The organism is Erwinia sp. SLM-02, assembly GCF_037450285.1.
Lineage (GTDB): Bacteria > Pseudomonadota > Gammaproteobacteria > Enterobacterales > Enterobacteriaceae > Erwinia.
The window spans coordinates 35,623-60,745 of record NZ_JAQISN010000004.1 but is presented as its reverse complement, the minus strand read 5'-3'; the positions used below and the strand labels follow the sequence as shown (position 1 = coordinate 60,745).

Annotated in this window: 23 protein-coding genes; 9 read left to right on the top strand and 14 right to left on the bottom strand. The window is 58.2% G+C overall.

Annotated elements, in window-relative coordinates; genetic code table 11:
- Nucleotides 1-7: 7 nt before the first annotated feature.
- Genes PGH32_RS19585 through PGH32_RS19570 form a run of 4 tightly spaced genes read right to left on the bottom strand, consistent with a single transcriptional unit; the run spans nt 8 to nt 3,570 of the window.
- Nucleotides 8-760, bottom strand: a complete 753-nt coding sequence (locus PGH32_RS19585) for an ABC transporter ATP-binding protein (RefSeq protein ID WP_314423898.1) — start codon at nt 758-760, stop codon at nt 8-10.
- Complete coding sequence (locus tag PGH32_RS19580) at nt 753-1,790, bottom strand: branched-chain amino acid ABC transporter permease (protein ID WP_337894893.1); 1,038 nt, start codon at nt 1,788-1,790, stop codon at nt 753-755. Before PGH32_RS19580 ends, PGH32_RS19585 begins: the two co-directional genes overlap by 8 nt.
- A gap of 2 nt (nt 1,791-1,792) precedes the next feature.
- On the bottom strand, nt 1,793-2,686 hold the full coding sequence (locus PGH32_RS19575; RefSeq protein ID WP_337894892.1) for a branched-chain amino acid ABC transporter permease: 894 nt from the start codon (nt 2,684-2,686) through the stop codon (nt 1,793-1,795).
- Nucleotides 2,683-3,570 carry an ABC transporter ATP-binding protein gene (locus PGH32_RS19570; protein ID WP_337894891.1) on the bottom strand — a complete coding sequence of 296 codons (888 nt, stop codon included), beginning with the start codon at nt 3,568-3,570 and terminating at the stop codon, nt 2,683-2,685. Before PGH32_RS19570 ends, PGH32_RS19575 begins: the two co-directional genes overlap by 4 nt.
- Before the next feature lie 483 nt (nt 3,571-4,053).
- On the opposite strand from PGH32_RS19570, the gene PGH32_RS19565 reads away from it, so the two are divergent.
- Nucleotides 4,054-4,797 carry a 4'-phosphopantetheinyl transferase family protein gene (locus PGH32_RS19565; RefSeq protein WP_337894890.1) on the top strand — a complete coding sequence of 248 codons (744 nt, stop codon included), beginning with the start codon at nt 4,054-4,056 and terminating at the stop codon, nt 4,795-4,797.
- A gap of 43 nt (nt 4,798-4,840) precedes the next feature.
- On the opposite strand, the gene PGH32_RS19560 is transcribed toward PGH32_RS19565, so the two are convergent.
- A complete protein-coding gene (locus PGH32_RS19560) occupies nt 4,841-6,154 on the bottom strand; it encodes an NCS2 family permease (RefSeq protein WP_314423884.1) in 1,314 nt (437 codons plus the stop codon).
- A 209-nt stretch (nt 6,155-6,363) separates the two neighbouring features.
- Between PGH32_RS19560 and yieH the strand changes: the two genes are divergently transcribed.
- Complete coding sequence (gene yieH / locus PGH32_RS19555; protein ID WP_314423881.1) at nt 6,364-7,026, top strand: 6-phosphogluconate phosphatase; 663 nt, start codon at nt 6,364-6,366, stop codon at nt 7,024-7,026.
- A gap of 117 nt (nt 7,027-7,143) precedes the next feature.
- Complete coding sequence (locus PGH32_RS19550) at nt 7,144-7,413, top strand: PTS transporter subunit EIIB (RefSeq protein WP_314423878.1); 270 nt, start codon at nt 7,144-7,146, stop codon at nt 7,411-7,413.
- Here the strand turns inward: PGH32_RS19550 and PGH32_RS19545 are convergent, their stop codons facing one another.
- Entirely contained in the window at nt 7,414-8,349 is a 936-nt protein-coding gene (locus tag PGH32_RS19545; protein ID WP_337895025.1) for a LysR family transcriptional regulator, read from the bottom strand.
- A 120-nt stretch (nt 8,350-8,469) separates the two neighbouring features.
- Between PGH32_RS19545 and PGH32_RS19540 the strand changes: the two genes are divergently transcribed.
- From PGH32_RS19540 to PGH32_RS19515, 6 genes are read left to right on the top strand one after another with little or no spacing between them, the layout of a single operon-like run.
- On the top strand, nt 8,470-9,735 hold the full coding sequence (locus PGH32_RS19540; RefSeq protein ID WP_337894889.1) for an ABC transporter substrate-binding protein: 1,266 nt from the start codon (nt 8,470-8,472) through the stop codon (nt 9,733-9,735).
- Between the two features lie 32 nt (nt 9,736-9,767).
- Nucleotides 9,768-10,757 (top strand): carbohydrate ABC transporter permease, encoded by a 990-nt coding sequence (locus PGH32_RS19535; protein WP_337894888.1) that lies wholly within the window; start codon nt 9,768-9,770, stop codon nt 10,755-10,757.
- Complete coding sequence (locus tag PGH32_RS19530; protein WP_314423871.1) at nt 10,754-11,599, top strand: carbohydrate ABC transporter permease; 846 nt, start codon at nt 10,754-10,756, stop codon at nt 11,597-11,599. The genes PGH32_RS19535 and PGH32_RS19530 overlap by 4 nt, the downstream gene beginning before the upstream one ends.
- Before the next feature lie 28 nt (nt 11,600-11,627).
- A complete protein-coding gene (locus PGH32_RS19525; RefSeq protein ID WP_337894886.1) occupies nt 11,628-12,989 on the top strand; it encodes a family 4 glycosyl hydrolase in 1,362 nt (453 codons plus the stop codon).
- 60 nt (nt 12,990-13,049) lie between these two features.
- Entirely contained in the window at nt 13,050-14,165 is a 1,116-nt protein-coding gene (locus PGH32_RS19520; RefSeq protein WP_314423865.1) for an ABC transporter ATP-binding protein, read from the top strand.
- A gap of 17 nt (nt 14,166-14,182) precedes the next feature.
- A complete protein-coding gene (locus PGH32_RS19515; protein ID WP_314423862.1) occupies nt 14,183-15,856 on the top strand; it encodes a glycoside hydrolase family 13 protein in 1,674 nt (557 codons plus the stop codon).
- A gap of 44 nt (nt 15,857-15,900) precedes the next feature.
- On the opposite strand, the gene PGH32_RS19510 is transcribed toward PGH32_RS19515, so the two are convergent.
- The 8 genes from PGH32_RS19510 to glmS form a co-directional block, all read right to left on the bottom strand.
- Nucleotides 15,901-17,139, bottom strand: a complete 1,239-nt coding sequence (locus PGH32_RS19510) for an MFS transporter (protein ID WP_314423859.1) — start codon at nt 17,137-17,139, stop codon at nt 15,901-15,903.
- Nucleotides 17,140-17,302: 163 nt separating this feature from the next.
- Nucleotides 17,303-18,037: a phosphate signaling complex protein PhoU gene (phoU, locus tag PGH32_RS19505; protein WP_123334631.1), complete on the bottom strand. Its 735-nt coding sequence runs from the start codon at nt 18,035-18,037 to the stop codon at nt 17,303-17,305.
- A 98-nt stretch (nt 18,038-18,135) separates the two neighbouring features.
- The gene (gene pstB, locus PGH32_RS19500) at nt 18,136-18,903 is read right to left on the bottom strand and encodes a phosphate ABC transporter ATP-binding protein PstB (RefSeq protein ID WP_123334633.1); all 768 of its coding nucleotides are present in this window, start codon (nt 18,901-18,903) and stop codon (nt 18,136-18,138) included.
- A gap of 43 nt (nt 18,904-18,946) precedes the next feature.
- The gene (gene pstA, locus PGH32_RS19495; protein WP_314423853.1) at nt 18,947-19,834 is read right to left on the bottom strand and encodes a phosphate ABC transporter permease PstA; all 888 of its coding nucleotides are present in this window, start codon (nt 19,832-19,834) and stop codon (nt 18,947-18,949) included.
- A complete protein-coding gene (gene pstC, locus PGH32_RS19490; protein WP_105595297.1) occupies nt 19,831-20,793 on the bottom strand; it encodes a phosphate ABC transporter permease PstC in 963 nt (320 codons plus the stop codon). Before pstC ends, pstA begins: the two co-directional genes overlap by 4 nt.
- A gap of 74 nt (nt 20,794-20,867) precedes the next feature.
- The gene (gene pstS, locus PGH32_RS19485; protein ID WP_314423849.1) at nt 20,868-21,908 is read right to left on the bottom strand and encodes a phosphate ABC transporter substrate-binding protein PstS; all 1,041 of its coding nucleotides are present in this window, start codon (nt 21,906-21,908) and stop codon (nt 20,868-20,870) included.
- Nucleotides 21,909-22,187: 279 nt separating this feature from the next.
- Entirely contained in the window at nt 22,188-23,159 is a 972-nt protein-coding gene (locus PGH32_RS19480; protein WP_314423847.1) for a peptidase, read from the bottom strand.
- Between the two features lie 129 nt (nt 23,160-23,288).
- Nucleotides 23,289-25,118 (bottom strand): glutamine--fructose-6-phosphate transaminase (isomerizing), encoded by a 1,830-nt coding sequence (glmS, locus tag PGH32_RS19475; RefSeq protein ID WP_314423844.1) that lies wholly within the window; start codon nt 25,116-25,118, stop codon nt 23,289-23,291.
- Between the last annotated feature and the right edge of the window lie 5 nt (nt 25,119-25,123).

Below are 25,123 nucleotides of genomic sequence, written 5' to 3'. Positions count from 1 at the left end.
ATAAAGGTTATGCTGCAAATCCCAGATAAATTCTCTGTACGTCTTCCTGCTGGCTCAGCGCCTGCGCATCGCCGGAAAGCGCCACGCTGCCCGTATCCAGCACGTAGGCACGATGGGCATGGCGCAAAGCCACGGTGGAATTCTGTTCCGCGACCAGAATCGATAGCTTTTGCTGCTGGTTAAGGCGGGTCAGCACCGCGAAAATTTCTTCAACAATCAGCGGTGCCAGCCCCATTGAGGGTTCGTCCAGCAGCAGCAGCTGGGGCTTCGCCATCAGTGCACGACCGATAGCCGCCATCTGCTGCTCGCCGCCGGAGGCCAGCCCGGCGGCCAGCTGGCGTTTGTCCCTCAGCCGCGGGAAAATCTGATAAACCTCTTCCAGCCCCTGGCGTATCTCCGCCCGGGAGGCCGAACGTGCCAGCGCGCCAGCGATCAGGTTTTCTTCCACGGTGAGCGAAATGAAGCAGTGTCGCCCTTCCAGCACCGGGACAATGCCGCGCTTCACCAGACGGTGCGGGGCTTCGGCGGTAATATCCGCGCCGCGCCACAGCACGCGGCCCGCGCTGACCTCACCGCGGCGGGCGGGCAGCAGGTGCGAGATCGCCTGCAGGGCGGTAGATTTCCCCGCGCCGTTGCGCCCGAGCAGCGCCACAATTTCGCCTTCGCCGACGGTGAGAGAAATATCGTCCAGCGCCACGATATGGCGCTGATAGCGGGCACTGAGGTGCGACACCGTCAGCAGCGCGTTACGGTCAGTCATGGTGTGTTCTCCGCGAAGTGAGGGACGACGCTATCCGCTGCGTCAGCGCCGCCAGCCCTTTCGGCTCGGCAATCAGGAACCCGATCAGCAAAACGCCGACGATGATGTTCTGCACCAGCTCCAGCACGCCGGAATCCACCTGCTGGCCAAACAGCCATCCCCCGAGCCGCGAGAGCAGCAGTGGGAACAGCGTCAGCAGCGCCGCACCAAGAAACGCGCCCCGAACCGTGCCTAATCCACCGATGATGATGATGAACAGCAGCTGGAATGAGCGATCCAGATTAAAACCCGCCGGTTCAACGTTGCGCAGATAGGTGAAGGACCACAGCACGCCGGCGATGCCGATAATGAAAGAAGAGAAGCCGAAGGCAATCATCCGGGTACGTAATACCGGTACGCCCGTCACGCGGGCCGCCAGCGGATTATCGCGCACGGCGATAAAGTTGCGGCCGGCCGAGCTGTTAACCAGCCGCCAGACCAGCCAGGTCAGCAGGCTGACCACCGTCAGGGTAAACAGATAGCGGCGTTCCGAGCTGTCGACGATCCACGCCCCCAGATGCAGCGGTGCCACCGATACCACGCCGGACGCGCTGTTCAGGGAAAACCAGCTGAAATTGTTCATCGCCCACTGAACAAAAAACTGCGTCGCCAGCGTAGAAATCGCCAGATAAAAGCTGCTGAGCCGCAGGCTCGGCAGGCCGAAAAGCAGCCCCAGCAGCGCACTGATCCCCCCCGCCAGCAGTAAAACCAGCGGCAGCGGCAGATCCAGACGACCAATCAGGTTCAGCGCGGCATAGGCACCCACTGCCATAAACGCGGCGCTGCCGAGGGAGATCTGTCCGGTATAGCCCGCCAGGACATTCAGCCCCAGCGCCGCCAGCGACAGCGTCAGAAACGGCGTCAGCACCGCATCAAACAGGTATTCGTTACCGACCAGCGGCAGCAGAATAAACGCCACGGCGGGCAGAATAATCCCTCCCGCGTTCAGGCGTGGCAGGACACGGTGGGTAGCCGGTGAGAGCGTCGTCATGGTTACAGCCTCGATAAACGGTGGGAACCAAACAGGCCCGCAGGACGAATCAGCAGGAACAGCAGCGCCACGGCGTAGGCGATCCAGCTATCAATCCCGCCGCCCAGCAGCGGGCCGAGATACACCGATCCCAGCTTTTCGATCAGCCCGACCAGCAGCCCGGCCACGATCGCTCCGGCCACCGAATCAAACCCGCCGAGCACCAGTACCGGCAGCGCCTTCAGCACCACCAGGGACAGGGAGAACTGCACCCCCAGACGTGCGCCCCAGAGCAGCCCGGCGACCAGCGCGACCATCCCTGCGGCCGCCCAGACCACCGCCCACAGGCGGCCGATATTCAGGCCCACCGCCAGCCCGGCGAAGGTGTCGTCCGCCACCGCGCGAAATGCCAGACCGGTGTGCGTATAGCGAAAGAACAGGCTCAGCAGCAGCACCATCAGCCCGGCAACCCCGGCGGCAAACAGATCGAACTGGCTGATCAGCACGCCGCCGACCTCAAACGGCGTATCGTCGATACCCAGATCCAGCGCGTGAACCTGCGTTCCCCACAGCAGCTGTGCGGCGCCTTCGATGATGTAAGACACGCCCAGCGTGGCGACAAACAGCACGATCGGCGGCTGATTCACCAGCGGCCGCAGCACGGAGAACTCGATCAGCATGCCCAGCAGCGAGATGGCGGCCAGGGTGACGGGAAGCACCGCCCACACCGACCAGCCGCGTTCGATCAGGCAAACGAAGGTGAGGGCGGAGAACAGCAGCATCGCGCCCTGAGCAAAGTTGAAGACGCCGGAGCTTTTGTAAACCAGCACAAAGCCCAGCGCGACCAGCGAATACATCACGCCCGACAGCAGACCGCCAACGCTGACCTCAATCAGGAACAGCCAGTCAATATTCATCCTCTGGCCCCCGGCGCGGCGGTTTCCGCCGCTGAACCAAGATAGGCGGCAATCACCGCCGGGTTTTGCCGGATCTCATCCGGGGTTCCCGTGGCGATATTACGCCCGTACTCCAGCACCACAACGCGGTCGGACAGGCTCATCACCACCGCAATATCGTGCTCGATCAGCAAAATGGTGGTGCCGAAATGGCGGCGTATCTCGTGGATAAGATCGCTAAGCTGCTGCTTATCCGCTCGCGTCATCCCCGCCATGGGTTCGTCGAGCAGCAGCAGGCGGGGGCGGGCAACCAGCGCTCTCGCCAGCTCAACGCGCTTTTGCATACCGTAGGACAGGCTGGAGGTCAGACTGGACGCGACCGCATCCAGACCAAAGAAATTGATGACCGCGTTCGCCTGCTGATGCTGAGCTGCCGTTTCATGCCGCGCGCGCGGCAGGCCAAACATCTCACTTAACAGCGACGTTTTCCGACTGTAAGCCAGCCCCTGCAGGACGTTGTCCCGCACTGAAAGGCCGTGAAACAGCGCCAGGTTTTGAAAAGTACGCGCAACACCGGCCCCGGCCAGCTGCCCGGGGCGCATTGCACGATAGCGGCGATCGTCGAGCACTATCTCGCCCCCGTCTGGCCGGTAAATGCCGGAGATCACGTTCAGCAGCGTGCTTTTTCCCGCGCCGTTCGGGCCAATAATCGCCAGCAGCGTTGAAGGTTCCGCCACCAGCGAGACGTCGCTTAAGGCATTAACCCCACCGAAAGAGAGCGAAATGCCGGAAAGCCGTAGAGATGCGCCCGGTTTTACGGATCCGGCCGTTTGAGCAATCGGTGCCAAAGGCAGCGAATGCCGGAGCGCCGCCAGCGAGGTTGGGGTGAGTTCAGATAACGACATCATTCTCTCCTGGTCGAGTGGCGCAAAGGGTATTGCCACTTTTTCATATAACCATTTGCGATTTATAATTTAATAAACCATCACTTAAGTTATAAAAACATAAGCAGAATGTGTGCCAATATTGTTAAAGGTAATTTTCCTTTTACTTCAGTTAATTAGATTGATATTCAATGACTAAATGTGTTTCATTTGCAGCACAAATGTTGTTCTGATGCTGCAAATGCAGCATGCATAATTAACGGTATGATATAGCGTGCGAAGCGCGTTATTTAGCGGGTGACTGGTGTTTGCACTGTGTTAATGGCATTAAAAGCGATGATTGTCCGGTAGTTTTGCTATTACGTATTGTTCTGCTCGATTTAACCACAAGGAAAATAATATTAATCCGAATTTCGGCCCGCTGAGGGATTCACGGGTGAAAAATCGTAGGATTATTCTTACAATAGCAGTGATGATTACCCGACCATTTTCATGGAGTGACAGATGGCAAGTCATTTTGCACGATGGACTCTTGTCCATACGAAAGCGCAGGTTCACCGACTTCCGCTGCAGCTGGTAGAGCATTCTGCCGGCCTTGCGGAGAGACGGCGTCGGCGTTATCTGGCGGCCAGAACGCTGCTGGCAGAACTGATGCTGCGGGTGTACGGTATCCCCCAGCTTCCCGATATCCGCCTGACGGAAAGCGGTCGGCCCTGCTTTTCCGATCCCGAACTGCCTGATTTCAGCATTGCCTATGCGGGGAGTGTGGTGGGTGTTTTGCTGGCGGAAGAGGGCTGCCGGGCCGGACTCGATATGGAAATTGTTCGCGCGCACAGCCGTCAGACTTTAGAGCAGCATCTGCAGTCCTTCTCCTCCGGTGAAAAAGCCTGGATCAATGCCCAGAACGATCCATCAGAAGCCTGTACCCAGATCTGGACTATCCGCCAAAGCATTTTGAAAATGACCGGGGAAGGTAACACCGGTTTTGATGCCCTGCGCCTGCATCCCGCTTCGGGAAGGCTGCGCTCTTCCACGCTGGCGGATATTCAGGCTATCTGTGATGTGGAGGCGCTGATGGTATGGTCCTGCGCGCTCTCTCCGGGAACCGATCGGCTACGGCTGTGGGAATATGACGATACGGAAGGATGGAATTCACTGCAGAGTATTAACGTTTATTCGTTGAATATGGGCCCACGCGCACTGCGTTTAACCAGCCTTCCCGCCGAGAAGCAGCACGACTATTCCTGATATCAGGGTGGCGCAAGGCCACCCTGATGCTCAAACGCAGCGGTTAGTGCGCGTCTACAAACACAATCTTCAGCACGAACAGCAGCGCAACGACCACCACGCACGGACTGATTTCACGCCAGCGGCCGGTGCCCAGTTTCATCACGCAGTAAGAGATAAAGCCCAGCGCAATCCCTTCGGTAATCGAGAAGCTGAACGGCATCATCGCCGCGGTAACAAAGGCCGGAACGGCTTCGGTCAAATCGTCCCACTTCACGCGGGCAAGGCTGGAGGTCATCAGCACGCCGACGTAAATCAGCGCACCGGCTGCCGCATAGGCGGGCACCATACCGGCCAGCGGCGACAGGAACATCACCAGCAGGAACAGGATACCCGTAACCACCGCCATCAGCCCCGTGCGGCCACCGACGGACACGCCGGAGGAGCTTTCGATATAGGCGGTAACGGAGGAGGTTCCGATAAAGGAACCGGCGACCGAGCTGATGCTGTCAACGTACAGCGCCTGCTTCATGCGTGGGAACTTGCCTTTCTCATCGGTCAGACCGGCTTTATCGGTGACGCCAATCAGCGTGCCGGAGGAGTCAAACAGGTTAACCAGCATGAAGGAGAAAATAATCCCGGCCATGCCGATATTCAGCGAACCGGCGAGATCCACCTGGCCCAGTACGGAGGTCACCGGCGGTGGGGCAGAGAAGATACCGGTGAATTTCACGTCGCCAATCGCCAGGCCAATCCCGGTGGTCACCACGATGGAAACCAGCACCGCCGCGTGAATATTGCGGGATGCCAGAATTGCGATGATGAAGAAGCCCAGCGCCCCCAGCAGCACGCTGTGCGAGGTAAGGTTACCCACGCTGACCAGCGTGGCTTCGTTCGGCACGATGATCCCGGCGTTTTTCAGCCCCATCATCGCGATAAACAGCCCGATACCGGCGGTGATCCCCACGCGCAGGCTGACCGGGATATTCGAGATCATCCAGTAACGCACGCGGAAAATGGTCAGCAGCAGCAGACCGGTTGCGCCCCAGAAGATCGCCCCCATGCCCACCTGCCAGGAGATACCCATGGCACCCACCACCACAAAGGCAAAGAAGGCGTTCAGGCCCATTGCCGGTGCCAGCGCGACCGGCAGGTTGGCCACCAGCCCCATCAGGATGCTGCCGCCGGCCGCAATCAGACAGGTGGTGACAAACACCGCCTGCGTATCCATGCCGGCCACGCCGAGGATCTGCGGGTTAACGAAAACGATGTACACCATCGTCAGAAACGTGGTGAAACCGGCAATCACCTCGGTACGAACGGTGGTGCCATGCTCCTGCAGTTTAAAAATCCGTTGTAACAAACCGGGATTAGTCATTATGGGGTTCCAGAGCGGAGAAAATAGTCGGTGGATATCCTAACCCATAATTGTCATTTTGCGATGTGGATCACCCGGTTTTTTCGCAACCGATTGCGCTGTTTTCGCCCTGTTATCCCGGCTGTTAACAGTAATTGACATTTCCCGACCGCAATCCTGTTACAGTTATGCAAAGTGGGAAAAAATTAACCAACCTGAAGGACGCACAGATGTCAGTGGAGTGTGTATTTTTTGATTGTGACGGAACGCTGGTCGACAGCGAAGTGCTCTGTACCCGGGGCTATGTGAATACCTTCGCGCAGTTTGGCGTCACGCTTTCGCTGCAGGAGATGTTCGAGAAATATAAAGGCGTAAAGCTGTATGACATCGTCGCCGATGTCTGCGAACAGCACGGCCTGACCACGCCGGTCGAGGTGCTGGAACCGGCCTACCGAGCGGAAGTAGCGCGACTGTTCGATCTGGAGCTGAAGGCGATCCCCGGGGCTAACGCGCTGGTGGAAAGCATCCAGGTGCCGATGTGCGTAGTGTCCAACGGCACGGTGCCGAAAATGCAGCACTCGCTGGGCCTGACCGGGATGCTGCCGTTTTTCAACGATCGCCTCTACAGCGGCTACGATATCCAGCACTGGAAGCCCGAACCGGAACTGATGCATCATGCCGCACAGCAGATGGGTATCCCGATTGAGCACTGCATCCTGGTCGATGATTCCGAAGCCGGAGCCAGAGCCGGGATCGCCGCCGGTATCCCGGTGTTTTACTACTGCGCGGACGCGCACAACCCCGCTATCGACCATCCGCTGGTCACCGTCTTTACCGATATGGCACAGCTTCCCGCCCTGTGGCGTGAAAAAGGCTGGCAGCTGACGCGCTAACGGCCGGGCCAGCGCCGGGTATAGAAACTGTCTATATCCGGCGGGAATAAATCGATTTCACTTCGCCCCCTCCCTGACACTATGCTGCTACAGCACAGGCACCGGTCAGGAGAGATCATGGAACACCAACGACTTGCTACCGCCGTTCTGGCGGCACTGGGCGGCGCGGATAACCTCGCCGCGTTACGCTACTGCGCCAGCCGCGTCCGGCTGAGGCTGCATGATAACGGTCAGTTAGATCGCCCGACGATTGAGCAGCAGCCCGCGGTCAGAGCGCTGCTGGAGGTCACCGTCGCCCCGCAGCTTACCGAATTCCAGCTGGTGATGGGGCCAGGCCAGTCGCGGCCGCTGTATCAGGCGCTGGTCGAGCTCGTTGGCGAAAAGTAGCTAGGTGACCAGGTGGCGAACCTGCCCAAGGTACTGATGTAAAAGTTCCTGCATTTGCACCACCTGGGGCGCATCGGCCTTTTCCCGCATCAGATAGATACCGACCGTACACGGCTGGCTTTCTTCTGCCAGCTGCAGCGGTTCAAGCCCATATTGGGCAAAATACCCCGCCATGCACGAGGGGTAGCTGAGCATCATCGCGTCGGAATCGTTAATCATATCCACCGCCGACATCATTGAGCTGGTGGACCAGATCACCCGTTCCGCCAGGTGCAGACGATTACGCGCCTGCCTTTTCGGCTGCATATCATCCATCATGTGCTGGTAGCGGCTCTCGTCCGGCGTCAGCTCAACATAGGGATAACCCAGCAGCTCGTACTCCTCCACCGGCCTGCCCAGCAGCGGATGCCCGCCGCGGACAAACATACTGTCGCGGGTGCTGAACAGCGGCAGAAAACTGATGCCCGCCTTCGGATTTAACCCCTTAATTTCATGCCCCACAAACAGATCGATATCGCCCCCTAGCAGCAGATCCATCAGGCGCAGGTGGTTGCCGAGGTCGATATGAATATTGACCGTCGGGTGAAGGGTGCGATAGGCGTTAAAGCTGTCGCGCACGAACATATACCACCAGGCATGCCCGGCCCCCATCCGCAGGCTTTGCCCCTGCCGGGCCTTTATCGAGGCCAGCTTAATCAGGGTGTTATCGTAAATGCGCTGCATCATCTGGGCCTGTTCCAGCAGCAGCTCACCAAATTCCGTGGTCTTCACCCCGGTTGAGGTGCGTTCCAGCAGCTGTACGCCTAAATTCTCCTCCAGTTTCTTCATGTTATGGGTCAACGTTGGCTGGCTCAGGCAAAGTTTGTTTGCCGCATGGCTCACATTTCCAAACGTTGCGACTTCGATAAACTGACGCAAAATTTTGTCCACGATCATATTTTCCGCAAGTGACATAGATATTTTCTATAGCATAGCCAAATAAATCGATTTCCTTCAATGATCCGCTTTCGTTAGCTTGTCCGGTATCGGCACCCGGCCGCTAACTGAGAGGACGTCATGAGAAAAGTGATTCCGAGCCTGCTTGTCTGCGCGGCGGCGCTGCTATCCGCTCCTACCCTGGCCGATACCCTGCGCATGGAATGCCCTCCCAGCAGGGAAGGCCGCCAGTTCTGTAATGACGTTAAGCAGCGCTTTGAAGCGAAGACCGGCCACAGGCTGGAATTTATCGATCTCCCCCGCGCCTCCGATGAAAAACTGTCGCTGTTTCAGCAGCTGTTTGCGGCAAAAGACAGCAGCGCCATCGACCTGTTTCAGGCGGATACCGTCTGGATTGGCGTACTGAACAAGCACCTGCTGGATCTCACCGATCGCGTCGGCACCATGCGCGACGATTTTTTCCCTTCGGCCTGGCAAAACAATGTCGTTAACGGTCGGGTCAAAGCCGTTCCCGCCTTCCTGGATACCGGTGCGCTCTATTACCGCAAAGATCTGCTTGAGCGCTACGGCGAACAGCCGCCAAAAACCTGGGATGAGATGGCCCGCATCAGCGCGCGCATTCAGCAGCAGGAGCGCGAAGCCGGACATCAAAACTTCTGGGGCCTGGTATTTCAGGGCAAATCCTACGAGGGGCTGACCTGCAATGCGCTGGAGTGGGTGGCTTCGCAGAGCGGCGGCGATTTCATTACTCAGGACGGTGCGATCACCATCAATAACCCGCAGGCGGCGCAGGCGCTGGACAAAGCCGCGGGCTGGATTGGCACCATCGTGCCGCGCGGCGCGCTGGGGTACATGGAAGAGGAGTCACGCGCGGTATTCCAGAACGGCGATGCGCTATTTATGCGCAACTGGCTGTATGCCTGGGTTCTGACTCAGGACAGCAGCAGCGCAATCAAGGGCAAAGTTGGGCTGATGCCGCTGCCCGCAGGCGATGAAGGCCGTTCACTCAGCACGCTTGGCGGCTGGCAGTGGGCAATCAGCGCCTACACCAAAAATCCTGATGCCGCCTTCGAACTGCTGAAAATCGTCAGCGATGCCAAATCACAGCGCGAAGGACTGACGCTGATGGGCTGGCCGCCGTCACGCACCGCGCTGTATGACGATCCGCAGGTGCTGGCTCAGGTGCCCTATCTGGCCAGCTTCAAGGAGATTTTCGCCAGAGCCATTCCGCGCCCGGCCACCCAGACCAAGCGACAGTACGCCCAGGTTTCCCGGGCCATCTACAACGCCACCTTTAACGTGCTTCGCGGCAGCAGCGATGGCGCAACGGCGGTCGCTGGTCTGCAACAGCGGCTGGAAAGAATCAAAGCCAGAGAGTGGCGCTGATATCGCCCTGTAAACCTACCGGAGCCTGCACGATGAAAGATGAAACGCGTTCCTTATCCCTGACGGCAACGCCGGAGCCGCACGCGGTAACCTCGGCGAAACGCAGCAAACTGAATCACCAGCAGCGTCGCAGCCGCGTGGCCTGGCTGCTGGTGGCACCCGCCATGCTGCTGCTGGCGACGGTCGCGGGATGGCCGCTGTTACGCACGCTGTTCTACAGCTTTACCGATGCAATGCTGGATACGCCGGACGAGTATCGCTTCGTCGGCTTCGCTAACTATCTGGACTTCGCCGGGGGCGGCCATCGTTTCGGCATCCTGGCGGATCCGCAGTGGTGGCTGGCGGTGGGCAATACGCTGCACTTCAGCCTGCTGTCGGTATCGCTGGAGCTGGTGTTTGGCATGCTGCTGGCGCTGCTGATGAATCAGAAGTTTCGCGGTCAGGGCCTGGTGCGCACCGCCATTCTGGTTCCCTGGGCCATCCCCACTATCGTCTCCGCCAAGATGTGGGGCTGGATGTTTCACGATCAGTACGGCGTGGTGAACGATCTGCTGCTGAAGCTGGGCGTTATCAGCACGCCGCTGGCCTGGGTGGCAGAACCGCATCTGTCGATGTGGGCGGTGATTATCGCCGACGTATGGAAAACCACGCCGTTTATGGCGCTGATGCTGCTGGCCGCGCTGCAGCTGATCCCCGGCGACCTGTATGAGGCCGCCCGGGTTGACGGGGCTAACGCCTGGCAGCGCTTTCGCCGCATCACGCTGCCGCTGATTATGCCCGCGATGATTGTCGCGCTGATTTTCCGCGTGATGGATGCGCTGCGGGTGTTTGACCTGATTTACGTCCTGACCTCCAACAGCGAAGCCACGGTATCAGTTTCCGGCTATGCCCGCGACCTGATGGTCAGCTATCAGCAGATGGGTTCCGGCTCTGCCGCCTCGGTGCTGGTGTTCATGATGGTCGCGGGTATTGCCGCCTGCTTCCTGGCCGCAGGCCGCTTCAATAACGGAGAGAACAAATGAAACTGAGCCGTCACCAGCAGCGAATGGGCCATAAGGCGCTGATTTTTTCCGGCGCGGCGCTGGCCAGTATTTTCTGCCTGTTCCCGTTTTATTACGCGGTAGTGACCTCGCTGCGCGAAGGGAAAGACCTGTTCCGCGTCAGCTATCTGCCGGACGGGCTGAACTGGGGCAACTACGTGAACGCGCTGATGGAAAGCGGCATTGCCCGCAGCCTGCTGAACTCGATGACGGTGGCGACCCTGACGGTGGGCCTGTGCCTGCTGGTTTCCATTACCGCCGCGTTTGCGCTGGCGCGGATCCGCTTTCGCGGCCGCAAATACCTGTTGTTCACCATCCTCTGCGTTTCGATGTTTCCGCAGGTGGCGGTGCTGTCCGGCATGTTCGAACTGGTGCGCTTTATGGGGCTGTACGACTCGCTGGGCGCGCTGGTGCTCTCTTACACCACGTTCTCACTGCCGTTTACCGTCTGGGTGCTGACCACTTTTATGCGCGCCATCCCGGTGGAGCTGGAAGAGGCGGCGATCGTCGACGGTGCCAGTACCTGGACCATTATTACCCGCGTTTTCGCGCCGATTATGGGGCCGTCGCTGGTCACCACCGGGCTGCTGGCGTTTATCGGCGCATGGAATGAGTTCATGTTCGCGCTGACCTTCGTGATTTCCAGCAGCAAACGCACCGTGCCCGTCGCTATCGGCATGCTGCAGGGTGCCTCTCAATATGAGCTTCCGTGGGGCACCATCATGGCGGCCTCGGTCATCGTCACGCTGCCGATCGTCGGGCTGGTGCTGCTGTTCCAGCGCCGCATCGTCAGCGGATTAACTAACGGCGCAGTTAAAGGCTAATGTCGATTTACCTCAAGGAGATAAGCAAATGGCTACAAAAATCGTTTTAGTGGGTGCGGGCAGTGCGCAGTTCGGCTACGGCACGCTCGGGGATATTTTCCAGAGCACCACGCTGTACGGCAGCGAGATCGTGCTGCTTGATATTAATCCCGCCGCGCTGGCGGTGACGGAAAAAACCGCGCGTGACTTTATTGCACACGAAGACCTGCCCTTTATCATCAGCGCCACCACCGACCGCCGGGAAGCCCTGCGCGGCGCGGAGTTTGTGATTATCTCCATTGAGGTGGGCGATCGCTTCGCGCTGTGGGATCTCGACTGGCAAATCCCACAGCAGTACGGCATTCAGCAGGTGTACGGTGAGAACGGCGGCCCCGGCGGCCTGTTCCATTCGCTGCGCATCATCCCGCCTATCCTGGATATCTGCGCCGATATTGCCGATATCTGCCCGCAGGCCTGGGTATTTAACTACTCCAACCCGATGAGCCGCATCTGTACCACCGTACACCGCCGCTTCCCGGAGCTGAATTTTGTCGGCATGTGTCACGAAATTGCCTCGCTGGAGCGCTATCTGCCGGAAATGCTGGGTACCTCCTTTGACAATCTCAACCTGCGGGCGGGTGGGTTAAACCACTTTAGCGTGCTGCTGGAGGCACGCTATAAGGACAGCGGCGAGGATGCCTATGCCGATGTCCGCGCCAAAGCGCCGGATTATTTCTCCCGCCTGCCGGGCTACAGCGACATCCTGGCCTACACCCGCACCCACGGGAAAGTGCTGGAAACGGAGGGCGCCACCGAGCGTGCCGCGCTGGGCGGCCGGGACAGCGCCTGGGAGTGGGCGGACCGCACGCTGTTTAAGGAAATTTTGCAGAAGTTTAACTATCTGCCCATCACCAGCGACAGCCACTTCGGCGAGTACATTCGCTGGGCCAGCGAGGTCAGCGACCACCGGGGTATCCTCGACTTCTATACCTTCTACCGCAACTACCTCGGCCACGTTCAGCCGTCGATTGAACTGAAGATGAAAGAGCGGGTGGTGGCGATCATGGAGGGGATTATCAACGATTCCGGCTACGAAGAAGCCGCGGTCAATATCCCCAACAAGGGCTTTATCAAACAGCTGCCGGAATTTATTGCGGTAGAAGTTCCGGCCATTATCGACCGTAAAGGGGTGCATGGCATTGCGGTTGAGGTTCCGTCAGGTATCGCCGGCCTGCTGTGCAACCAGATTGGTATCCACGATCTGACCGCAGAGGCGATCCTTAACGGCTCGCGCGACCTGGTGATTCAGGCGCTGCTGGTGGATTCAGTCAACGACAAGTGCCGCGCTATTCCGGAACTGGTGGACGTGATGATATCGCGTCAAAGCCCGTGGCTTGATTACCTGAAATAAGCCCTGGACGGGGCGCAGCGGCGCTCCGTCTACCCATCGCAAATGCTGAGTGGAGAGAATATGGCGCAATTAACGCTGAAAAACCTGCAAAAACGCTACGGCAACAAAGCGGAAGTGATTAAGTCACTGGATCTTCAGATTAACAGCGGCGAGTTCGTGGTGGTGGTCGGGCCTTCCGGCTGCGGTAAGTCAACGCTGCTGCGCATGATCGCCGGCCTGGAGGAGATCAGCGGCGGCGGCATGTACATCGACGGCAGCTACGTCAACGATGACAGTCCTGCAGAACGCGGCATCGGCATGGTCTTCCAGTCCTATGCGCTCTATCCGCATATGAGCGTGTATAAAAATATGGCCTTCGCGCTGGAGCTGGCGGGCCATCCGGCGGATGACATTGCGCGCAGAGTGCAGGAAACGGCCGGTATCCTGCAGCTGGAGCCGCTGCTGGAGCGGCGACCGAAGGATCTCTCCGGCGGCCAGCGCCAGCGCGTGGCGATTGGCCGGGCGATTGTGCGCGAACCCCGGCTGTTTTTGTTCGATGAGCCGCTCTCTAACCTCGATGCCTCGCTGCGCGTGCAGATGCGGATGGAGGTCGCCTCGCTGCACAAGCGGCTGGGTTCGACCATTATTTATGTCACCCACGATCAGGTGGAGGCCATGACGCTGGCCGACCGCATCGTCGTGCTGAATCAGGGAAAGATTGAACAGGTGGGCACGCCGCTGGAGCTGTACGATAGCCCGGCTAACGAATTTGTCGCCCAGTTTATCGGTTCACCTAAAATGAATCTGATCCCGGCGGTGCTGCGCCGTGCCGGAGAACGGCAGAGCGTGGTGGAGCTGGATAACGGGAAATCGATGGTGCTGCCCATCGCGACGCCGCCCGAAGCCGAGGGGCAAAGCGTCAATATCGGTATTCGCCCGGAACATATCCGCGGTGGAAACCTGGCGCAGTGTGAATACCAGGGCGAAGTGATGTTTGTTGAGCATATGGGTAATGAAACCTACCTTTATCTGGATAACGGTAACGTGAGTGAACCCTGGGTGGTACGCAATCCCGAGCGCTCCACGATCCGGGTGGGAGATACCGTTGGCGTCGGCCTGCCGGTGGAATGCTGCTACCTCTTCGACAGCCAGGGCCGCGCCTTCCAGCGCCTTTTGGCATCGTCGGCAACCCATTAATTCTGAAGGGAAACGTTATGCATGATGTAAAAACGGCGCGCTGGTGGAAAGAGGCGGTAGCCTATCAAATCTATCCACGCAGCTTTATGGACAGCAACGGTGACGGCATTGGCGACCTGAACGGCATCACCCAGCGGCTGGACTATTTGCAGTGGCTGGGCATTAACGTCATCTGGATCTGCCCCATGTATCGTTCGCCTAATGACGATAATGGCTACGATATCAGCGATTATCAGGACATTATGGCCGAATTTGGCACCATGGCCGATTTTGACCGGCTGCTGGAGGCGGTTCACGCACGCGGTATGCGGCTGATCCTCGATCTGGTGGTCAACCATACTTCAGATGAGCATCCGTGGTTTATTGAGTCGCGCACGTCAGCGGCCAGCGAAAAGCGCGACTGGTACATCTGGCGCGACGGTAAAAACGGCGCCGAACCGAATAACTGGGAGAGCATCTTTAACGGCTCTGCGTGGAAATACGATCCGCAGCGTGCGCAGTACTTCCTGCATCTGTTTTCCGCCCGCCAGCCGGACCTGAACTGGGAAAACCCGCAGGTCCGCGGCGCGATCTACGACATGATGCGCTGGTGGCTGGATAAAGGCATTGACGGCTTCCGCATCGATGCCATTTGCCATATGAAAAAGGAGCCGGGCCTGACCGACCTGCCGAACCCGAACGGACAGCGCTATGTGCCGTCGTTCGAGCGGCATCTTAACTATCCGGGCCTGCTGGATTACGTCGATGAGATGTGTGAGCAGGTGCTTAACCGCTACGACATTATGACCGTCGGCGAGATGAACGGCGCCTCGGCGGAGCAGGGCGAGGAGTGGGTTGGCGAGCAGCGTCAGCGCCTGAATATGATTTTCCAGTTTGAACACGTGCTGCTGTGGGAAAGCGCTCACCGCCTGACGCCCGACCGCGGGCTGGACGTGCCCGGCCTGAAGCGCATTTTCACCCGCTGGCAAACGCTGCTGGAAGGGAAGGGATGGAACGCGCTCTACGTGGAAAATCATGATATTCCACGCGTGGTTTCGTCATGGGGCGACGATCGGCAGTTCGCGCGCGAGAGCGCCACGGCGATTGCCGCTCTGTATTTTCTGATGCAGGGTACGCCGTTTATTTATCAGGGCCAGGAACTGGGCATGAGCAATACGCAGTTTGCCAGCCTGGATGACTTTAACGATATCGCCGCCCGTAACCGCGCCGTTGCGCTGCGCCAGCAGGGCTGGAGCGAAGAGAGAATACTGGCGTTCCTGAGCCGCAGCGGGCGCGATAACTCACGTACCCCGATGCAGTGGGATGACGGAAAGTACGCCGGGTTCAGCGACAGCACGCCGTGGCTGCCGGTCAATGCCAACTACCGGGAGATTAACGTTGCCCGCCAGCAGCAGCAGCCGGACTCGGTGTTAAATTTCTACCGCACGCTGATCGCCCTGCGCAGCCGCACCCCGGCGCTGATTTATGGCCGCTATCAGCTGCTGCTGGACGAGCATCCGTTTATTTACGCCTATTCGCGCACCCTGGCAGAAGAGCAGTGGGTGGTTGTTTGCAACCTGAGTGGAGAACCGCAGATCGTTGATGCCCGGGAACTGGACCTGGTCGACAGGCAGCCGGTGCTGGGCAACTGTTCGCCGGACGGTGAGCCGCAGCTGCTGCGGCCGTATGAGGCGCGGATCTATTCGCGGTAGAGCCGCACGGCCCGGACGGAAATCACATCCGGGCCAGGGGAGGATCAGCCGATTGCGCCCAGCACGTCCTCGCTGCCCTGCTTTTTCGGCAGCAGGAACAGGGTGGCGAAGATATCCAGCAGGTAGATCAGCGCCAGCAGGGTGATGGCGGCGGTAAACGACCACTGCCCCACCAGCAGGCCAATCACCAGCGGCCCAAAGCCGCCGACGCCGCGGCCGAGGTTAAACAGCACGTTCTGCGCGGTGGCGCGCACCTTCACCGGATAGGTGTCAGAGATCAGCGCGCCGTAGCCGCCAATCATGCCGTTAACGAACATCCCCATCAGCGCGCCGGTAAACAGCATCACCGTTGGGTCGCGCAGCTGGGCGTAAACCACCACCATCACCACGGCACCCACCTGATAGATCAGGAAAATCTTCCAGCGCGCGAAGCGATCCGCCAGCAGGCCAAACAGCCAGATGCCGAAGGTCATGCCCACCACGGTCACCGCCGTCCACAGGCCGGATTTGGTCAGCGAGAAACCAAAGTTGGAGGAGAGGTAGCTCGGCATCCAGATCATCAACCCGTAGTAGCCAAAGTTCTGCACCGAACAGAGGATAAAGATGCCGATGCTGGCCTTAGAGGTCGCCCTGTCGGCAAACAGCAGCCGGATGCGCGCCGGGAACGACAGCCCCTGATTCACATCGACATGTTTCGTAAACGCTTCCGGTTCTCCCATGCCGCGACGAATGGCAAAGGAGGCCAGCGCCGGCAGAAGGCCAACGAGGAACATGCCGCGCCAGCCGATAATGTCGAGCAGGAACGGGGTGATAAACGCCGCCAGCAGCACGCCGAGCTGCCAGCCCATCCCCACCCACGCCGAGGCGCGGTTGCGTTTGTTGGCGGGCCAGGCCTCCGCGATCAGCGCCATGCCGATGCCGAATTCGCCGCCTAGTCCCATGCCGGCCAGCGTGCGATACGCCAGCAGATCCCAGTAGCCCTGCGCCACTGCGCAAAGCCCGGTAAATACCGAGAACATCAGAATGGTGAAGGTCAGCACGCGAATGCGCCCCAGCCGGTCACTGAGGTGGCCGAAGACAATCCCACCGATCACCGCGCCGATCAGCGTCCAGGTGACCAGAGAACCCGCCTGTGACGCGTTGAGAACCAGCGAGGCGCTGATAGCCGGCAGCATAAAGCCGAGGATCAGCAGGTCAAAACCATCCATTGCATAGCCGCTGACTGCGGCAACCATCGCTTTACCCGGCGTCACGCCGCGTTGGGCGGAAGGAGAAGAAGACATTATTTCAAAGCCATATCGTTCAAATTGTGCGCCAAGTATATACCTGAAATAAATCCGGTTGCATCTGCCGGGCGGCAGCTGGGGCAAAAGCGTTGTCGTTCGGGGATAAGTCGGGGGGAGAAATCAAAAAAAGCGGGGCCGCGATTATCGGCCCCGCCGATCGTCAGGCAGGGTTGCTGCCGCCGTCGTCACCGGCCAGCAGCTTGTCCAGCTGATCGCCGCCGACGTGGCGGAAGTCCTGACCCTTCACGAAGTAGAAGATGATTTCGCAGATGTTCTGGCAGCGGTCACCGATACGCTCGATGGCGCGGGCGCAGAACAGCGCAGTCAGCACGCTCGGGATGGTGCGCGGGTCTTCCATCATATAGGTCATCAGCTGACGCACGATGCCCTCATACTCCTGGTCAACCTTCTTATCTTCGCGATAGATTTCAATCGCCGCATTCAGATCCATACGCGCAAAGGCATCCAGCACGTCGTGCAGCATCTCAATGGTGTGATGGCCCAGCGATTCCAGGCTCACCAGCAGCGGCTGCTGCTGCTGGGTAAATTTCTCCAGCGCGGTACGGCTGATCTTCTCCGCCACGTCACCGATGCGTTCCAGCTCGGAGATGGTTTTGATGATCGCCATCACCAGGCGCAGGTCGCTGGCGGTCGGCTGACGTTTGGCAATGATGCGCACGCAGGCTTCATCGATCGCCACTTCCATCATGTTGACCTTGTGATCGCCTTCAATCACTTTGTTGGCCAGCTCGCCATCCTGGTTATGCATGGCGGTAATGGCGTCAGTCAGCTGCTGTTCCACCATTCCCCCCATGGTCATCACCTGGGTACGAATATGCTCCAGCTCGGCATTGAACTGGCCGGAGATGTGTTTGTTCAGATTTAAGCTTTCCATCTCAAACTCCAGACCTGTTTAAAACAGGCGTTAATAACGCAGTCAGTTTGGGGGCGGGCAGCCCGCCGCCGCAAATTGGCAAAGGTAACTGCCTGTTTTCAGCCGTAGCGGCCGGTAATGTAGTCTTCAGTCTGCTTCTGATGCGGTTTAGTAAACAGCGTGTCGGTATCGCTGAATTCGATCAGTTCGCCGAGGTACATAAACGCCGTGTGATCCGAGCAACGCGCCGCCTGCTGCATGTTGTGGGTTACGATCACCACGGTGTAATCCTGCTTCAGTTCGGTAATCAGCTCTTCGATACGACCGGTTGAAATCGGATCCAGCGCCGAACACGGCTCATCAAGCAGCAGCACTTCCGGACGGATCGCGATGCCGCGTGCGATACACAGGCGCTGCTGCTGGCCGCCGGACAGACTGTAGCCGCTCTGATGCAGCTTGTCTTTGGTTTCCGTCCACAGTGCCGCTTTGGTCAGCGCCCACTGCACGCGCTCGTCCATATCGGCACGCGACAGCTTTTCGAACAGACGCACGCCGAAGGCGATGTTGTCATAAATTGACATCGGGAACGGCGTTGGCTTCTGGAAGACCATGCCCACGCGCGCGCGCAGCAGGGCAATATCCTGGCTGGCGGTGAGAATGTTATCGCCATCCAGCAGGATTTCGCCTTCCGCACGCTGCTCCGGGTAGAGCGAAAACATCTTGTTAAAGGTACGCAGCAGGGTGGATTTACCACAGCCGGACGGACCGATAAACGCGGTAACCTGGTTTTTAGCGATATCCAGATTGATGTTTTTCAGCGCGTGGAATTTTCCGTAATAGAAGTTCAAATCGCGAACCTGAATCATCTTAGCGGAAGTATTAATCATTTTGCTCTCACTTAGTCCGCGCCGCCGCAGCCGCGCTGCTTAATTAATGTTTACTCTTGGCGAAAACTACGCGTGCCAGGATGTTCAGTAACAGTACACACAGCGTAATAATCAGCACACCCGCCCAGGCCAGGCTCTGCCATTCGGCAAAAGGACTCATGGCGAACTTAAAGATGGTGACCGGCAGGTTCGCCAGCGGCTGCATCATGTCGGTGCTCCAGAACTGGTTCGACAGTGATGTAAACAGCAGCGGGGCGGTTTCCCCGGCAATACGGGCTATCGCCAGCAGCACGCCGGTCAGGATGCCGGAGATAGACGCTTTAAGCGTAATCGCCGAAATCATCTTCCACTTTGGCGTACCCAGCGCGTAGGACGCTTCACGCAGGCTGTCAGGAACCAGCTTGAGCATGTTTTCCGTCGTACGGATAACGATAGGGATCTGCAGCAGTGCCAGTGCAACAACGCCAGCCCAGCCGGAGAAGTGCTGCATCTGCGCCACCACGATGGTGTAGACGAACAGGCCGACCACAATCGACGGTGCCGAGAGCAGAATATCGTTAATAAAACGGATCACTTCGGCCAGCCAGGACTTGCGTCCGTACTCGGCCAGATAGATCCCCGCCATAATACCCAGCGGTGTTCCGAACGCGGTTGACCAGAAAATCAGCAGGCCGCTGCCCACCAGGGCGTTAGCCAGACCGCCGCCCGCCGTGTTTGGCGGTGGGGTGTTTTCGGTAAACAGTGACAGGGACATGCCGTCAATGCCGCGGGTGACGGTCGCAAACAGGATCCACACCAGCCAGAACAGCCCAAACGCCATAGTCAGCAGCGACAGGGTGAGGGCGATGCGGTTCTTGGTGCGCCGCCAGGACTGCATTTTACGGCGTGATGCTTCCAGTTCAGCGCGACTCTGCATTTCCATCGTGGTCATGAGCGCGCTCCTTCACTTTTCGCCAGACGCATAATCATCATTTTGGAACAGGCCAGCACGATAAAGGTAATGACGAACAGAATCAGCCCCAGCTCCATCAGCGCCGCGGTATGCACGCCGGATTCCGCTTCAGCAAATTCGTTAGCCAGCGCCGAGGTAATACTGTTGCCCGGCATAAACAGCGAGGCGCTGTCGAGCTGGTAGGTATTACCGATAATAAAGGTCACCGCCATCGTTTCACCCAGAGCACGACCCAGCCCGAGCATCACGCCGCCGATCACACCATTTTTGGTGAACGGCAGGACAACGCGCCAGATCACTTCCCAGGTGGTACAGCCGATGCCGTACGCGGACTCTTTCATCATCACCGGCGTCTGTTCGAACACGTCACGCATCACCGACGCGATATACGGAATGATCATGATCGCCAGGATAATACCCGCCGCCAGGATGCCGATACCGAATGCCGGGCCGGAGAACAGCGCCCCCACAATCGGGATATTGGACAGGACATCGCCGACCGGCTGCTGGAAGTACTTCGCAAACAATGGCGCGAAAATAAACAGGCCCCACATGCCGTAAACAATACTGGGAATAGCGGCCAGGAGTTCAATTGCCACGCCAAGCGGGCGGCGCAGCCAGTTAGGTGCCAGCTCGGTCAGGAACAGTGCAATGCCAAAGCTCACCGGGACAGCGATGATCAGGGCAATAACGGAGGTCACGATGGTGCCGTAAATCGGAACCAGCGCACCGAATTGTTCGTTGGGCGCATCCCACTCTTTGGTCCACAGGAAGGAGAAACCAAATTTATGGATGCTGGGCCAGGAGGAAAATATCAGGGAAACAATAATGCCACCGAGGAGGAGCAGAACAATCAGCGCGGACAGTTTTACCAGCGCGCCGAAAATAATGTCACCCTGTTTACCGGGAGCTTTGAATGTCGGCTTGGTTGCAGCCATAGTCGTCTCGATTTTGATACTGCGGATAAGTATCGGGTCAGGCAAGCCTGACCCCTGGGATAGTCAGCCGAAGCTTAGTACAGCGCTTTACCAGAGCTGTCTTTGATATTCGCTTTCCATGCGGCACGGATCTGCGTCACCACTGACTCTGGCAGTGAAGCGTAGTCCAGGCCTGCGGTGGTTTTGCTGCCGTTTTTATAAGCCCAGTCGAAGAACTTCAGCACCGTTGCGCCTTTCTCAGCGTTAGCCTGCTCTTTGTGAACCAGGATAAAGGTGGTTGAGGTGATCGGCCATGCATTATCACCCTTCTGGAAGGTCAGATCCTGAGCGAAGGACTGGCTCCAGTCTGCGCCTTTAGCCGCGTCGCTAAAGCTCTTCTCGCCAGGGGAGATGGCTTTACCATCGGCATCCACCAGTTTGGTGTAGGCCAGGCTGTTCTGCTTAGCGTAAGCGTATTCTACGTAGCCGATTGAGCCAGGCAGACGCTGTACGAATGCGGCCACGCCGTCGTTACCTTTACCGCCCAGACCAACAGGCCAGTTAACGGTGCTGCCTTTACCGACTTTGCTGCTCCAGTCGCTGTTCACTTTAGACAGGTAGCTGGTGAACACGAAAGAGGTGCCTGAACCGTCAGCGCGGCGTACCACGTTGATGTCAGAGTCAGGCAGTTTCACGCCCGGGTTCAGCTTGGTGATCGCCGCGTCGTTCCACTTTTTGATGTTGCCCAGGTAGATGTCGCCCACGGTTTTACCGTCGAGGATCAGCTGGCCAGATTTGATACCAGGAATATTAACCGCCAGTACCACGCCGCCAATAACTGTCGGAAACTGGAACAGACCATTTTTCTCAAGGTCTTCGTCTTTCATTGGCGCATCTGACGCACCGAAATCTACGGTTTTAGCGATGATCTGCTTAACGCCGCCGGAGGAACCGATCCCCTGATAGTTAACCTGAGTCCCTGTTGCGGTGTTGTACTCCGCAGCCCACTTGTTATAAACCGGGGCCGGGAAAGTACCGCCAGCGCCGGTCAGGTTGGTGGCTGCCATGGCAGAAACCGCGCTCAGAGACAGGGTTACGGCGACGAATTGAGCCAGGGTTTTGTGCATCAGTGTCATGTTCCCTCCACGGGATTAAAAGTCAGGCCAGTGCTGTGTTTATCTGATTAATGTTTGCTGCTGGAGGGAAAATAGGACAGTTTGGTGACAGTAAAATGTACGAAATATGACACTTTTATGACATACCCCCCGAAGCATTACGCACGGGGTTTAAATCAACCTCGCTGAATTATTGCACAACGCCAGAAACCGCTGGCCGCCGCCGATCCCGGGTGCGGCAGGGCGTCCTGCCGCTCGTAATCTGATGGTCATCTTACTGCCGGTCGGCGTAACGGGCATTCAGCGTGAACACTCGATGCCTTCCATCGCCTGGCAGATCACGTCGTCAAACTGGTGCGACTGCTGAAGCTTTTCCGGCCACTGATAGAACGGCAGATTCGCCTGGCGAGACTGTTCACGGCTCAGCGCCTGCAGCCGGGTAAGCAGCGGTTCCAGCGCCTCGCCACCCGGCAGGGTGGTGGTGCGGAAAACCGGATTACCGTCGAGGTAGCGTACCGCCTCAAGCTCCGGCGACAGCGTCACCGTGCCGTATTTTTCCCGGGCAAGGCGCTGCCAGAAAGGCCAGGCGGAATAGCGCAGGGCATAGAGTTCAGCGCCTTTAAGCGGTGGCCGCGCCTGTAACTTCTTCGACATGATAATTTCACCGTTAAACGCCGATTCTATCCAGCGCGTCATTCCCTCCAGCAGCCAGCCGACTTTGAACTGAGTGTAACCGTACTGGTAGAGGTGAAACAGCTCGTGGGCCGGCGTGGGATTAAGCGGCTGGTTGAGCTTAGAACTGATGCGGATCGTTAATGCGCACGGCAGCCAGTTGCCGTCCTCTCCTTTCACTCTGGTCACTTCGTCAAAGGCCATGCCGTTGCCGCGCGGCAGATTAAACAGATAAACGTGGATCGCTTTTGCCAGCCGGTAGCGCGGCTGTTCCAGCGGCGGCGTTAAGCGCAGCATCTTTTGATAGTACCGATCGGCGGCCTGCAGCTGGATCGCCACGTTTTTAACGTAGTCCGGCGTGCCGCTGCCGGTGGTGTCCTCAAGCGGCGGCGCGTCATCGCCGCTGCGGGTGTAGAAAATGACAAACGGCTCCGCGTGAAGGGTTTCCGTCAGCGGGCGCTGTTGTAAAAAGGCGCTATCGCGGCACTCGCCGGGGGCATCCATTGCGGGCTGCGGTGAACGGGCTGCCTGCACGCCGCCGGATATGCCCAGCAGCCCACCCAGCCCCATCAGCAACGCGATAAGCTTTTTCAGTACCATTCCCCGCTCCTTTAAACCCACCCGGATGACATCCCGCTGCCGAAAGAAAAAAAAATCCAGCCGGCTGAAGGTCAGCAGGCTGGATTATATTTTAGCCGGGATCTGTAAACAGAGACGGCAGAACAGAAATTATTCTACGGTGACGGATTTCGCCAGATTACGCGGCTGATCGACGTCGGTACCTTTAATCAAGGCCACGTGATACGAGAGCAGCTGTAGCGGCACGGTGTAGAAGATCGGGGCAATCACCTCTTCGACGTGCGGCAGTGGGATAATACGCATCCCCTCGCTGCTGGCAAATCCGGCATCCACATCGGCAAACACGTACAGCAGGCCGCCGCGCGCGCGAACTTCTTCAATGTTCGACTTCAGCTTCTCCAGCAGTTCATTGTTGGGTGCCACCACGATCACCGGCATATCCGCATCAATCAGCGCCAGCGGGCCGTGCTTCAGCTCACCCGCCGCGTAGGCTTCCGCATGAATGTAGGAAATCTCTTTCAGCTTGAGCGCCCCTTCCATGGCAATCGGATACTGATCGCCACGGCCGAGGAACAGCGCATGTTGTTTATCAGAGAAATCTTCCGCCAGTTCAGCGATCAGCTCATCCTGCGACAGCATCTGTTCAATGCGGCTCGGCAGCGCCTGCAGGGCATGCACAATATTGTGCTCCACCTGCGGATCGATACCTTTCAGGCGGCCCACGCGCGCCACCAGCATCAGCAGCACGGTCAACTGGGTGGTAAAGGCTTTGGTGGAGGCCACGCCGATTTCGGTACCGGCTTTGGTCATCAGCGCCAGATCTGACTCACGTACCAGCGATGAACCCGCTACGTTACAGATGGCCAGCGATCCCAGGTAGCCCAGCTCTTTTGACAGGCGCAGCGCCGCCAGCGTATCGGCGGTTTCACCGGACTGCGACAGGGTAATCAGCAGGCTGTTTTTACGCACTGCGGATTTGCGGTAGCGGAACTCAGAGGCGATCTCCACATCGCACGGCACGTTGGCCAGCGACTCAAACCAGTAGCGGGACACCATACCGGAATTGTAGGAGGTACCGCAGGCTACAATCTGGATGTGTTCCACGTTAGCCAGCAGCGCATCGGCATTCGGTCCCAGCTCGGAGAGATCCACCTCGCCATGACTGAAACGCCCGCTCAATGTGTTTTTGATCGCCACAGGCTGTTCATAAATTTCTTTCTGCATATAGTGTCGATAAATCCCTTTATCACCGGCATCATATTGCACGTTGGATTCAATTTCCGCACGTTTCACCGTATTGCCGCTGCGATCGATGATGGTCACATCACGGCGGGTGATTTCTGCAATATCGCCTTCTTCCAGATAGACGAAGCGGCGGGTCACCGGCAGCAGCGCCAGCTGATCGGAAGCAATGAAGTTTTCACCCACACCGCGACCAATGACCAGTGGACTGCCGGAACGGGCCGCGATCAGAGTAGACGGATCGCGGCTGTCCATGATGACCATGCCGTAGGCACCGCGCAGCTGTGGAATGGTGCGCAGCACCACCTCACGCAGCGATCCGCCCTGTTTCTGCTCCCAGTGGACCAGATGCGCCACCACTTCGGTGTCGGTTTCGGAGGCAAACGTGTAACCACGCTCGATCAGCAGCTCGCGGAGCGGTTCGTGGTTCTCGATAATGCCGTTGTGAACAATGATGATATGGTCGGAAATATGCGGATGCGCATTGGCCTCCGACGGCTCTCCGTGGGTTGCCCAGCGGGTATGAGCAATACCGGTACCCCCCACCAGCGGCGTATTTTCCGCCGCTTCGGCCAGGTTAACCACCTTACCCAAACGACGCAGGCGGGTCATATGACCCTGCTGATCGACCACGGCCAGACCGGCGGAGTCATAACCGCGATATTCCAGACGACGCAGGCCTTCAAGCAGGATTTCTGCAATATCACGCTGCGCTACAGCACCAACAATTCCACACATAGTAA

Excerpts from the sequence above, each read along its gene's own strand:
- PGH32_RS19585 (WP_314423898.1), bottom strand. The coding sequence starts at position 760 with ATGACTGACCGTAACGCGCTGCTGACGGTGTCGCACCTCAGTGCCCGC.
- PGH32_RS19580 (WP_337894893.1), bottom strand. The coding sequence starts at position 1,790 with ATGACGACGCTCTCACCGGCTACCCACCGTGTCCTGCCACGCCTGAAC.
- PGH32_RS19575 (WP_337894892.1), bottom strand. The coding sequence starts at position 2,686 with ATGAATATTGACTGGCTGTTCCTGATTGAGGTCAGCGTTGGCGGTCTG.
- PGH32_RS19570 (WP_337894891.1), bottom strand. The coding sequence starts at position 3,570 with ATGTCGTTATCTGAACTCACCCCAACCTCGCTGGCGGCGCTCCGGCAT.
- PGH32_RS19565 (WP_337894890.1), top strand. The coding sequence starts at position 4,054 with ATGGCAAGTCATTTTGCACGATGGACTCTTGTCCATACGAAAGCGCAG.
- PGH32_RS19560 (WP_314423884.1), bottom strand. The coding sequence starts at position 6,154 with ATGACTAATCCCGGTTTGTTACAACGGATTTTTAAACTGCAGGAGCAT.
- yieH (WP_314423881.1), top strand. The coding sequence starts at position 6,364 with ATGTCAGTGGAGTGTGTATTTTTTGATTGTGACGGAACGCTGGTCGAC.
- PGH32_RS19550 (WP_314423878.1), top strand. The coding sequence starts at position 7,144 with ATGGAACACCAACGACTTGCTACCGCCGTTCTGGCGGCACTGGGCGGC.
- PGH32_RS19545 (WP_337895025.1), bottom strand. The coding sequence starts at position 8,349 with ATGATCGTGGACAAAATTTTGCGTCAGTTTATCGAAGTCGCAACGTTT.
- PGH32_RS19540 (WP_337894889.1), top strand. The coding sequence starts at position 8,470 with ATGAGAAAAGTGATTCCGAGCCTGCTTGTCTGCGCGGCGGCGCTGCTA.
- PGH32_RS19535 (WP_337894888.1), top strand. The coding sequence starts at position 9,768 with ATGAAAGATGAAACGCGTTCCTTATCCCTGACGGCAACGCCGGAGCCG.
- PGH32_RS19530 (WP_314423871.1), top strand. The coding sequence starts at position 10,754 with ATGAAACTGAGCCGTCACCAGCAGCGAATGGGCCATAAGGCGCTGATT.
- PGH32_RS19525 (WP_337894886.1), top strand. The coding sequence starts at position 11,628 with ATGGCTACAAAAATCGTTTTAGTGGGTGCGGGCAGTGCGCAGTTCGGC.
- PGH32_RS19520 (WP_314423865.1), top strand. The coding sequence starts at position 13,050 with ATGGCGCAATTAACGCTGAAAAACCTGCAAAAACGCTACGGCAACAAA.
- PGH32_RS19515 (WP_314423862.1), top strand. The coding sequence starts at position 14,183 with ATGCATGATGTAAAAACGGCGCGCTGGTGGAAAGAGGCGGTAGCCTAT.
- PGH32_RS19510 (WP_314423859.1), bottom strand. The coding sequence starts at position 17,139 with ATGTCTTCTTCTCCTTCCGCCCAACGCGGCGTGACGCCGGGTAAAGCG.
- phoU (WP_123334631.1), bottom strand. The coding sequence starts at position 18,037 with ATGGAAAGCTTAAATCTGAACAAACACATCTCCGGCCAGTTCAATGCC.
- pstB (WP_123334633.1), bottom strand. The coding sequence starts at position 18,903 with ATGATTAATACTTCCGCTAAGATGATTCAGGTTCGCGATTTGAACTTC.
- pstA (WP_314423853.1), bottom strand. The coding sequence starts at position 19,834 with ATGACCACGATGGAAATGCAGAGTCGCGCTGAACTGGAAGCATCACGC.
- pstC (WP_105595297.1), bottom strand. The coding sequence starts at position 20,793 with ATGGCTGCAACCAAGCCGACATTCAAAGCTCCCGGTAAACAGGGTGAC.
- pstS (WP_314423849.1), bottom strand. The coding sequence starts at position 21,908 with ATGACACTGATGCACAAAACCCTGGCTCAATTCGTCGCCGTAACCCTG.
- PGH32_RS19480 (WP_314423847.1), bottom strand. The coding sequence starts at position 23,159 with ATGGTACTGAAAAAGCTTATCGCGTTGCTGATGGGGCTGGGTGGGCTG.
- glmS (WP_314423844.1), bottom strand. The coding sequence starts at position 25,118 with ATGTGTGGAATTGTTGGTGCTGTAGCGCAGCGTGATATTGCAGAAATC.